9 protein-coding genes are annotated in these 8,867 nt (G+C 67.9%); 4 read left to right on the top strand and 5 right to left on the bottom strand.

Features of this window, described 5'->3' with window-relative positions; translation table 11 throughout:
• The 3 genes from ELR45_RS30340 to ELR45_RS30330 form a co-directional block, all read left to right on the top strand.
• Positions 1–354 (top strand): winged helix-turn-helix transcriptional regulator (locus tag ELR45_RS30340; protein ID WP_205857569.1); only part of this gene is annotated, 354 nt, incomplete at its 5' end.
• A gap of 81 nt (positions 355–435) precedes the next feature.
• On the top strand, positions 436–720 hold the full coding sequence (locus tag ELR45_RS30335; protein WP_129669625.1) for a beta/alpha barrel domain-containing protein: 285 nt from the start codon (positions 436–438) through the stop codon (positions 718–720).
• Entirely contained in the window at positions 708–1,586 is an 879-nt protein-coding gene (locus ELR45_RS30330) for a PhzF family phenazine biosynthesis protein (RefSeq protein WP_129669624.1), read from the top strand. The genes ELR45_RS30335 and ELR45_RS30330 overlap by 13 nt, the downstream gene beginning before the upstream one ends.
• Before the next feature lie 223 nt (positions 1,587–1,809).
• Here the strand turns inward: ELR45_RS30330 and ELR45_RS30325 are convergent, their stop codons facing one another.
• Positions 1,810–2,067 carry a hypothetical protein gene (locus ELR45_RS30325; RefSeq protein ID WP_129669623.1) on the bottom strand — a complete coding sequence of 86 codons (258 nt, stop codon included), beginning with the start codon at positions 2,065–2,067 and terminating at the stop codon, positions 1,810–1,812.
• A 142-nt stretch (positions 2,068–2,209) separates the two neighbouring features.
• The gene (locus tag ELR45_RS30320) at positions 2,210–3,100 is read right to left on the bottom strand and encodes a sigma-70 family RNA polymerase sigma factor (RefSeq protein ID WP_129669622.1); all 891 of its coding nucleotides are present in this window, start codon (positions 3,098–3,100) and stop codon (positions 2,210–2,212) included.
• 102 nt (positions 3,101–3,202) lie between these two features.
• On the opposite strand from ELR45_RS30320, the gene ELR45_RS30315 reads away from it, so the two are divergent.
• Positions 3,203–3,988, top strand: coding sequence for an SDR family oxidoreductase (locus ELR45_RS30315; RefSeq protein ID WP_129669621.1), 786 nt, complete (start codon positions 3,203–3,205; stop codon positions 3,986–3,988).
• 9 nt (positions 3,989–3,997) lie between these two features.
• Here ELR45_RS30315 and ELR45_RS30310 read toward each other — a convergent pair whose 3' ends face one another.
• From ELR45_RS30310 to ELR45_RS30300, 3 genes are all read right to left on the bottom strand, one after another.
• Complete coding sequence (locus ELR45_RS30310) at positions 3,998–5,164, bottom strand: acyl-CoA dehydrogenase family protein (protein ID WP_420813979.1); 1,167 nt, start codon at positions 5,162–5,164, stop codon at positions 3,998–4,000.
• Positions 5,165–5,169: 5 nt separating this feature from the next.
• Complete coding sequence (locus tag ELR45_RS30305) at positions 5,170–7,542, bottom strand: thiamine pyrophosphate-dependent enzyme (protein ID WP_129669619.1); 2,373 nt, start codon at positions 7,540–7,542, stop codon at positions 5,170–5,172.
• Positions 7,543–7,607: 65 nt separating this feature from the next.
• On the bottom strand, positions 7,608–8,867 hold a 1,260-nt coding region (locus ELR45_RS30300), incomplete at its 5' end, for an aldehyde dehydrogenase family protein (protein ID WP_205857568.1).

Here is an 8,867-nt window from a genome sequence, read left to right as displayed (position 1 = left end):
CCGGGCCGGCCGGCCCGCGGTTCCACCACGGGACGATCGTTGATGGCGGCACTGGACCTGTTCGGGCGCCGCTGGACTCTGCGCATCATCTGGGAGCTGGGGAACGAGCCGCTCGGCTTCCGGCTCCTGCAGCGGCGCTGCGACGGCATGTCGTCAAGCGTCCTGCAGCAACGGCTCACAGAGCTCCAAGAGGCTCGGCTCGCCGAGGTGCTGCGCGACGGCAACTACACCCTCACCCCGCTCGGCCATGACGCCCGCGAGTCCCTCGGTCCGGTCATCGAGTGGTCGCGGCGGTGGGCTGCCGAGCTTGCCGACGCCCCGTCCACTGCCGCCGAGGGTGCCGGCGACGGCTAGCGCAACCGGTTCTGACAGCGGTCCGCGCGCGGGACACCTCAGATTTTCGGCTCGTAACCACAGGACTGGAGACCACGGACCATGACAGAGTTCCCCTCACAGGAGGCCCTCGATGCCGGGGCCCGCTGGATCATGCTCGACAACATGCCGGTGGCCGACATCGAAATGGTCGTGAAGATCCGGGCCGAGCGTGCCGACGCCTCCCTGATCCTGCTGGAGGCCTCGGGCACCGTCCGTCTGGACAGCGTCCGCGCCATTGCCGAGACGGGAGTCGACCTCATCTCGGTCGGCGCGTTGACGCACGGCGCGCCCGCGCTGGACCTGACGATGCTGCTGACGACCGACCCGGTGCCATGCCCGAGGTAGTGGTCATCGACGCGTGTCAGCGGCAGGGCCGGGGCGGCAGTCCGACCGCGGTGGTCGACGAAGCGTCGTTCACCGACGAGGAGCGATGCCGCATTCCCGGGGAACTGGGCACTTCGCACGCCGTCTTCATCCGTGCCACCGGAGTTGAGCGCGGCCGTGCCTCGTACTCGCTCCGGTTCTTCACCGCCGAAGGCGAACTGCCTGCCTGCGGCCACGGCACCGTCGCGGCCCTGGCGCTGCTCGCCATACGCGAAGGCGGCAGCGACCACCACGCCGTGCTGTGTACGACGAGCCGCAGCTTCGAAGGCTGGGCCATCCGAAACCGCGACAGCGTGACAGCGTCGTTCGACCCGGGCCCGGTGAACCTGCGCGTCGCCCAGGCACCCGAGCTAAGGGCGGTCACAGCCGGCCTCGGCCTGGCTGACGATGCCGTCGTCGGCAACGCCTGCGTGGCCTCGAATGGGCGGCCGAGGCTTCTCCTGCCAGTCCGATCGCGCGCCGCGTTGGCCGACCTTTCCCCAGAGTTCGCCCTGCTACGTGCCGCCTGCGACCGCTACGGCCTGTTGGGCTGCTACGCCTACTCGATCCCGGACCGGCACGGCCGGGCAGCCGCTCGGATGTTCGCCCCGTCGATCGGCGTCCCCGAGGACATCGCCAATGCCAACAGCACAGCCTGCCTGGCCGCGCACATGGCCCGATTCGGCACGGACCGCCTCACTATCGACATGGGCGATCTCCTCGGCAACCCATCCACCATCACGGCAACCATCGACAAGACCCACCTGGAACACCCAGTCAGAGTTGGGGGCCAAGCAACTATCGCACGAACAGTCGGTGCGTCAAGCTTGATGTTGACGTCCACCTAGTTCGTCCGCCTTCCGGCCGCGTCTCGCGCAACTTGCAGTAACGGAGACCGGGGCAAAGTGGGGGAGGCTTCGGTCCTGAGCTACGGGGAGGAAACCGGCCAGATGTGGCTTGTCGCGCCTTGAGCGCTGACCTGTTTGCGAGCCTTGAGCTCTTCTGCCCTCCGGCCGGGCCAATCTTCAAGCGGGTGTACAGAATCTCACCTCAAATGAGGGCGGATTCTGTTCAGCCTTCGGCGGCGAAGGCGAGCTTCCCAAGGACCCCGGTCGCGTTGTAGTGCAGCCGATCCACCGCAGCAGCGCCGCCCCGGCGAGGTGCCCGTCCGTAGAGCCCGGTGGCCTCGGCCGCGCTCGTCCAGAGCTGCTCGTGCCCGGAAGCGTCGTCGAGGGTGTCGTCGAGCGTCCAGTGGGGACCCGGTCCGGCCGCATCCGCCGCACCCACCAACCACCGCAACCCGACACACCCGAGCGGGACACAGAACACCGCTCCACAAGCTGATGACAACAGCCAACATCGAACACATTTTCGATGCAAGTCCATTAGTCACCGACAACACGTAGGTCGCGTTCCTCACCGGCGAATATCGTACGAGGTTGAGCGGGCGAGGCGAGCGTCAGCCGCCGAGTCATGCTGAGCCTTCGAATGCTGGCAGTTCGAGACTGGCCAGGCGTTCGAGATCCGAGAGCACGTCGATCGCGACGATCTTTCCTTGTACCACCGTAAAGCCCATGACGGCGAAAGCCCGCCCTTGGGCAATGGCGACGATTCCGGCGGTGCCGTTGATCAGTGCCGGCCGCACGAATGGAGCGAGTCGTGTGGCCCTCACCGCCTGAGAGGCGACATCTTGCGCACCACGGACAACGGCGGTCCGGCCCGCGCGCACGGCGCCGCCATCGGCACGTATCACGACATCGGGGTCGAGCACGGCGACCAGGGCGTCGAAGTCGCCGTTCCGGACGGCGGCGAAGTATGCGTCGACAGCTTCGCGCTGCCGTACGAGATCGCGGTCGGGCTCTGGTGCCGCTTCGCGCACGCGACGGCGGGCTCGGCTCGCGAGCTGTCTCGCTGCCGCCGGGGACCGGTCGATCATCGAGGCGATCTCGTCGAACGGCAGGGCGAACATGTCGTGTAGCACGAAAACGAGCCGCTCAGCTGGGTTGAGCGTATCGAGTACCACCATGAGCGCCAGCCCGACCGAATCGGCCAGTATCACCTCGTGCTCGGGATCGTTTCCCTGTTCGTGGCCGACAATCGGATCCGGAACGTGCACGTCGAGGGGCTCCTCGCGCCGGTTCTCCCGCGTGCGCAGCATATTCAGGCACACACGTGCCACCACCGTGGTCAGCCAGCCCGCAAGATTCTCGACGTTACTTGTGTCGGCACGGCTGACGCGCAGCCAGGCTTCCTGGACGGCGTCATCGGCGTCGGCGAGCGAGCCGAGCATCCGGTACGCCACCGCGCGCAGGCGCGTGCGGTGTTCGCCGAACCGCTCGGTCAGCACATCACCCTCGTACATCCAGTCACATTCCTCTGTCGCCGGGTGTCATCAAAGTAGCCCCGCACTATCCAGCTGATGTCACCGGGATGCCGACTCCCGGACAACCGAAAGTGGAGAAACATGAGTCCAGACCTTCTGCTCACCGGCGGCACAGGCACACTCGGCCGCCTCATCTTCCCTCGCCTGCAGGATGCGGGCCGCAAGGTGCGGGTGCTCAGCCGGAGCCGCCACGAGTCCGGCGACGGCGTCGAGTACGTGACCGGCGATCTCGCCACTGGCGACGGGCTCGAACGCGCGGTCGACGGGATCTCGACCGTTGTCCACTGTGCAGGTACCGCCAAAGGAGATGAGGACAAGACCCGCAACCTGGTGCAGGCGGCCTCGGCGGCCGGTGTGCAGCACCTGGTATACATCTCGGTCGTCGGTGTCGAGCGGATTCCAGTGGTCAGCAGAACCGACCGGGCAATGTTCGGCTACTTTGCTTCCAAGCTAGCCGCAGAGAAGGTGATTGCCGGCTCCGGTCTGCCGTGGACGACGCTGCGGGCCACCCAGTTCCACGAGGCGATGCTAGCCATGATCCAACAGATGGCGAGGCTGCCCGTGGTACCGGCCCCGTCCGGCTTCCAGTTCCAGCCGGTCGACGGCGCCGAGGTGGCAGACCGGCTGGTTGAGCTCTCCCTGGGGGAACCAGCGGGCCTCGTGCCCGACCTCGCCGGGCCCCGCGTGTACAAGATGGCGGAGATGGTCCGGACGTATCTGCGTGCCTCTCACCGGCGCCGGCTGGTCCTGCCGGTCAAGGCTCCAGGCAAAGCCGCCCGCGCATACCGGTCCGGTGCGAACCTGGCGCCCGACCGGGCGGTGGGCCGGCGAACGTGGGAGAAGTTCCTCGACGAGCGGCTGGACTAGCTCACCGGGTCAGCTGAAGGCCGACTCGCCCGTGAGTGACTGACCGATGACGAGCTGATGGATCTCGGACGTGCCCTCATACGTCAGCACCGACTCGAGGTTGTTGGCGTGTCTGAGCACGGGGTACTCGAGGGTGATCCCGCTGGCGCCGAGGATGGTACGGCACTCACGGGCGATGGTCAGCGCCTCTCGGACGTTGTTCAGCTTGCCGAGGCTGACCTGTCGCGGGTCGAGCCGCCCGTCGTCCTTCAACCGCCCGAGATGCATCGCGAGCAGGAACCCTTTCTGCAGCTCCAGCGTCATGTCGGCGAGCTTCGACTGAGTCAGCTGGAACGACGACAGCGGCCGATCGAAGACCTCGCGGCTGCCGGTGTAGGCCAGGGTGGTGTCCAGACAGTCGCGAGCAGCGCCGAGCGCTCCGAACGTGATGCCGAAGCGTGCCTCGTTGAGGCAGGACAGCGGCCCACGCAGCCCGGTGGCATCGGCCAGTACGGCATCCGCCGGCAGCCGTACCCCGTCGAGGACGAGCTCGCTGGTGATCGAGGCCCGCAGGGAGAGCTTCTTGCCGATGGCAGGCGCGGAGAAGCCGGGCGTGTCGGTCGGCACGACGAACCCACGCACGCCCTCGTCGGTCTGCGCCCAGACGACGGCGACGTCGGCGATCGACCCGTTCGTGATCCACATCTTGGTGCCGTTCAGCACCCAGTCCGTGCCATCCCGCCGGGCATACGTACGCATGCCGGCCGGGTTGGAACCGAAGTCCGGTTCGGTCAGCCCGAAACATCCGATGAGCTCACCTTCGGCCATACCCGGCAGCCAACGCTGCTTCTGCTCCTCGGATCCGAAGCGCCAGATCGCGAACATCGCCAGCGAGCCCTGCACAGACACCAGACTGCGCACCCCTGAGTCGCCGGCTTCCAGCTCCATACAGGCCAGCCCATATGCGACGGCGTTGGTCCCGGCACATCCGTAGCCTTGCAGGTGCATGCCGAGCAGGCCCAGCTTGCCGGCCTCGCGCGCCAGATCCCGCATGGTCTCCGGCGCCGGCTCATCCTCGTACCAATCGGCGACGTTCGGCCGGACCCGGTCGTCGACGAACCGGCGTACCGTGTCCTGGATCGCCAGCTCGTCATCGTCGAGCAGATGGTCGATCACGAGCAACTGCAGCGGGGCCATCCCGTTCATCGGTCGCGTCCTCTCCCTTTGCGTCGGTGTTTGACACGTCGCTGGATACCGAAGGAGCGCCCCTTCTGATCGTGCGCGGCGCTTGGTTCTCCCGGGCCGTACGTGACCAGCTCGATGGCGGCCTTCTCGATCTCTTCCTCGCTGAGCAGGACGTGTCGCGCGGCCGGACCGAGCGGAACGAAGCTGTCTCGGCTGCTCACGCGAGTCATTGCGCCGGAGAAGCGGGCGTCGGCCAGGGCTGCGAGCACCCCTTCGCTGACTCCGCCGGCGGCTCGTGTCTCATCGACGACGAGCACCCGGCCCGTCGCACCCGCTTCGTGGAGGACGTCGTCGATGGGCAACGGTGCGAGCCACCGGAGGTCGACGACGCGCGTGTGGACGTCGCGTTCCGCCAGCCTGCGAGAGACACGCAGGCTCATCGGCACCCCGTTGCCGAAGGTGATGATGGTCAGGTCCGCCCCGCCGTCGTCGGAGGTGCCCACGTCATAGACACGGGCCCGTCCGATCGGTACATGATCGCCCGAGTCGGTGGCCAGCCAGCCGCCGTCGCCCTCGTCGTACAGGTCACGAGTGTGGTAAAGCGCGATCGGCTCGAGGAAGGCGGAGACAGTGCCGTCGACGTCCGCGGCCGCCAGGCATGTGCGCAGCATCGCCGCCGCGTCGTCGGCTCGCGCCGGGCAGGCGACGACCAGGCCGGGGATGTCGCGGAGGACGCCGACGGCGTTGTCGTTGTGGAAGTGCCCGCCGAAGCCCTTCTGGTAGGCCAGACCGGCGATCCGCACCACCATCGGGTTGCGGTACTGCGCCTGGGAGAAGAACGACAGCGTGGCGGCCTCGCCGCGGAGTTGGTCCTCGGCGTTGTGCAGGTACGCCAGGTACTGGATCTCCGGCACCGGCAGCAGCCCGGCGAGCCCGGCGCCCAGGCCGAGACCGAGGATGGATTGCTCGTCCAGCAGCGTGTCGAAGACGCGAGCCGCGCCGAACCGGCGCTGCAGGCCCCGCGTCACCCCGTAGACGCCGCCCTTGCGGCCGACGTCCTCGCCGAACACGACGACGCGGGTGTCACCGGCGAGCGCATCCGCGAGCGCGGCGTTGATCGACTCGGCGAGTGTCATGGGCTGCTGGGGTGTCTTCGGCGACTCAGCAGGAGAGCTGCCGGCGGTCGTGGCGGCAGAGCTGTCAGTGGACGTATCGGTGGACATGGCGGTGGACGCGGCGGTGAACGTGGCCGTCGCCGATGCGACGGCCACGGGCGAGCGGGGCGCGAGTGGTGCCATCACCTCCGCCGCGGAACCGAGTTTGGGCGCATCACCGAGCTCCTCCGCGGCGGCGTCCACCTCGGACCTGAGGGCGTGAAAACGGGCGACGAGCTGGTCGCCGCTGGCGGCGCCGCGCCCGACGAGCAGCTGAGCAGTGCCGAGGATCGGATCGTGCGCACGATCAGCGGCGATCTCGGTGGATGTCCGGTAGCTGATCTCGGCGTCGCTGCCGGCGTGACCCCCGAACCGGACGGTCTTCAGGTGCAGGAACACCGGCCGCCGTCGTTGCCTCACCTGGGAGACCGCCTGGGTGGCGACATCGAGGGTGACCGCCGGATCGGACCCGTCCACGGCCAGGTAGGCCAACCCGGGACGCGAACCGTAGGCGGCTTCGATCCAGCCATCGGGCGTGGGCACCGAGATCCCGCGCCCGTTGTCCTCGCAGACGAACAGCAACGGCACCGGCAACCCACGGTAGGCCGTGTTGATCGCCGCGTTGATCGCGCCGGCAGCCGTGGAGTGGTTGGCGGATGCGTCTCCGAACGAACACACGACGACGGCGTCATCCGGCCATGGAAGGGGCGAAGCATGCACGCCGAGGCGGCGGGCGCGATGTAGCGAGACCGCCAGCCCCACCGCACGCGGCAGGTGCGAGGCGATGGTGGACGTCTGCGGAATGATCGACAACGCGGCGTTGCCGAACACCTTGTGTCTGCCGCCGGCGATCGGCTCGCCGGCGGCGCAGGTCAGCCCCTGCAGAATGTCCCGGACCGGCGTCGAACCCTCAACCTGCGCCGCCCGAGCGACATAGAAGGCGCCGGAACGGTAGTGCAGCAGGGCGGGGTCACTCGGCCGCAGCGCTTCGGCGACGCAGGCGTTACTTTCATGGCCAGCTGATCCGATCGTGTAGAACCCGCGCCCCGCTGCCTGAAGCTCGCGGGCGACGCCGTCCAGGTGCCGGCTGGTGACCTGCGCGTCGAATACCCGCCACCAGAGCTCGCCCTGCACGTCTGACCGCTCGTCGTCCGTGGCAGGGCGCTGATCGTGCGCCGCCGCCGGGCGCGAGAGCGCCGCCATCGAACGTACGAGTTCGGCGTCCTGCTCGGTCATCGTGAAGACCCCCGCTGATCGTCCTGCCGTGACGACGCACGGCCTGTGCCGAAACCCATGCCACCTCAGCTGCCCAGACGGAACTCCGTGTCCGGGACGAGCTCGGCTATATCCATCTGCGCCTTCTGCAGTTTCCCTGAATAGTCCCAGTTCATCGACTGCCAGCGGGTGAACTGGTCCAGCACCCAGAGACCGGACTGGCGTGAACCGTTCCCGGACTTGCCGTTGCCGCCGAACGGCAGGTGAGCTTCCGCACCGGAGGTGGAGTTGTTGATGCTCACCATACCGGCGCCGATGCGGCTCCGGAACGCGAAGGCGTCGGCCGGGTCGGTGGTATAGATCGAGGACGACAGCCCGTATCCGGGCGCGTTGGCCAGCTCGATCGCCTCGTCGAAGTCGCTGTACGACGTGACGCCGACGATCGGCCCGAACGTCTCGCGGTCGAACAGGTCGTCGCCGGGGCGCACGCCGTCGACGATCACGGGGTGGAAGTAGAGACCGTCGTCGGGATTGCCCGCGAATCCGTGCCTCGGACTGTCCGCGGTTATCCGGCCTGGTGTTCCGTAGACCGTGTGGTGCGGCTGGATCCAGGTGAGGATCTCCTCGTACCGCTGGGCGAACTTCTCGTCGAGCAGTGGCCCCATCAGGACCTCGCCCATCGGGTCGCCGACGACGGCGTTGGCGGTGGCCGCCGAGAACCGCTCGATGAACTCGGCATGCTTCGACTCGTGGACGATAGCCGTCCCGAGCGAGGTGCAGCGCTGCCCTGCGGTGCCGAAGCCGGAGAACAAGGCTCCCTCGACCGCGAGATCGAGATCGGCGCTGGGGGTGACCACGAGCGGGTTCTTGCCGCCGAGCTCCAGGCAGGCGGTCTGCAGATGACGCCCGGTCAGGGCGCCGATCTCGCTGCCCACCTCGGGAGACCCGGTGAAGCCGACCTTGTCGACCGTACCGGCCTCGAGCGCCGTCTGCAGACCGGAGAACGTCGACGCTCCGTCGGCGTGGACCACGTTGAAGACGCCGGGCGGGAGCCCGCCACCGCGGACGAAGATCTCATGGAACGCCGCCGACACGGCCGCGGAGTACTCTGCTGGCTTCCAGACGACGGTGTTGCCGCACAACAGCGCCGGGACGATGTACCAGGACGGTACCGCCACCGGGAAGTTGCCCGCGGTGATGACGGCGACGGTGCCCACCGGATTGCGGAAGGTGAACAGCTGCTTGTTCGGCATCTCGCTCGGCACGGTCTGGCCGTAGAGCCGCCGGCCCTCGCCGAGGAAGAAGTCACAGGTGTCGACGATCTCGCGGACCTCTCCCAGCGCCTC

The organism is Phytoactinopolyspora endophytica (assembly GCF_004138495.1).
Taxonomy (GTDB): Bacteria; Actinomycetota; Actinomycetes; order Jiangellales; family Jiangellaceae; genus Phytoactinopolyspora; species Phytoactinopolyspora endophytica.
This window is presented reverse-complemented; position numbering and strand designations above follow the sequence as displayed.

Excerpts from the sequence above, each read along its gene's own strand:
- ELR45_RS30335 (WP_129669625.1), top strand. The coding sequence starts at position 436 with ATGACAGAGTTCCCCTCACAGGAGGCCCTCGATGCCGGGGCCCGCTGG.
- ELR45_RS30330 (WP_129669624.1), top strand. The coding sequence starts at position 708 with ATGCCCGAGGTAGTGGTCATCGACGCGTGTCAGCGGCAGGGCCGGGGC.
- ELR45_RS30320 (WP_129669622.1), bottom strand. The coding sequence starts at position 3,100 with ATGTACGAGGGTGATGTGCTGACCGAGCGGTTCGGCGAACACCGCACG.
- ELR45_RS30315 (WP_129669621.1), top strand. The coding sequence starts at position 3,203 with ATGAGTCCAGACCTTCTGCTCACCGGCGGCACAGGCACACTCGGCCGC.
- ELR45_RS30310 (WP_420813979.1), bottom strand. The coding sequence starts at position 5,164 with ATGGCCCCGCTGCAGTTGCTCGTGATCGACCATCTGCTCGACGATGAC.
- ELR45_RS30305 (WP_129669619.1), bottom strand. The coding sequence starts at position 7,542 with ATGACCGAGCAGGACGCCGAACTCGTACGTTCGATGGCGGCGCTCTCG.